At 61.9% G+C, this 1,009-nt stretch carries 2 protein-coding genes; both read right to left on the bottom strand.

Features of this window, described 5'->3' with window-relative positions; all coding sequences use genetic code 11:
• Nucleotides 1-30: 30 nt before the first annotated feature.
• Nucleotides 31-402 (bottom strand): LLM class flavin-dependent oxidoreductase, encoded by a 372-nt coding sequence (locus tag ABT116_RS50580; RefSeq protein ID WP_351648656.1) that lies wholly within the window; start codon nt 400-402, stop codon nt 31-33.
• Between the two features lie 85 nt (nt 403-487).
• Entirely contained in the window at nt 488-976 is a 489-nt protein-coding gene (locus ABT116_RS50575) for a hypothetical protein (protein ID WP_235171410.1), read from the bottom strand.
• Nucleotides 977-1,009: the final 33 nt, after the last annotated feature.

The following is a 1,009-nucleotide window of genomic DNA, read 5'->3' as shown; positions in this document are numbered from 1 at the left end:
GTGGCAGGGCCGCCGGGCAGCCGCCGACTACTACGACACCACCCTCGACCAGCTCACCGACGACTCCCCGGACGACCAACTCACCGAGGCCTGGCCCACGTCGAGGGTGGTGACGGTCTTGGCGAGCATGGGCGGATTGCGGTAGGTGTTTCCCGTGACCAGTGCAGACAACTGGATGGTCTCGGTGGCCGTCGCCAGCGCGGAGAGCGCCGAGTAGGCCTCGAGCATCGGGGCGTCCGGCGCTCCGATTCCGGGGAGTTGGTAGAAGTGATCCATCACGAATGCAGTGTCGAAGCCTGCGGCTTCGGCTTCGCGGGCCTGCGCTATGACGGTGGGGAAGAGGTCCTTGACCGGACCGCCGTAGCTGAAGTTGGGCATCTGGTATCCGAGGCGAGTGCTCACCGTTTCGACGTTACTCGCGATCGGTTGACCTGGCACGATTTTACCAACTCTATGGATTCCGTTGTGCTGGGCAGACTTCCGGAATTCAGAGAAGTTCTTCGGCCGCTTCGCGTCGCTTGGCGCGCTGCTGGTGAAGTTTGACGATTGCGATTGCGACGCCACCGCCGATGATGGCGCCTACCAGCGCGCCGACCCAGGTTGACGATTCTTCGTACGAATCGAATTCGAGACGGGCCATGATTCCGACAGCGGCCACGAGGTACAGCGCCATGCTGATCACCACGCGAGGGCGGCCGTAGGTGGACAATACGTAGACATCGACGTCGCGGCGCTTCGCATAGATGATCGTGATCAACGAGCCGAACAACGCAACGATCAGCAGCGCGAGCGAGATCCACGCCCCTGTTCGGCCGGCGACCCAGGGCAGAATCGCCGAGCTGACGAATATTGCCCAGAAGACACTCTGGAGTCCCACCGCCGAGGCTTCGTTCCAGACGTCGCGCTGACGCTCGTCCTTGTAGAAGTCGTCGTCCAGATCGCCGACGAACCGCATTGCCTTCATCATGGTGCTCATGCCGTCTCCTCTGGAATTTCTGTGGTGAGTTCC

Origin of the sequence: Streptomyces sp. NPDC002130 (genome assembly GCF_040296465.1) — a bacterium.
Taxonomy (GTDB): domain Bacteria; phylum Actinomycetota; class Actinomycetes; order Streptomycetales; family Streptomycetaceae; genus Streptomyces.
The sequence above is the reverse complement of the archived record's forward strand: the minus strand, read 5'-3'. Positions and strand labels throughout refer to the sequence as shown.

What these genes read in the sequence shown, in the direction of transcription:
- ABT116_RS50575 (WP_235171410.1), bottom strand. Translation starts at nt 976, where the DNA reads ATGAGCACCATGATGAAGGCAATGCGGTTCGTCGGCGATCTGGACGAC.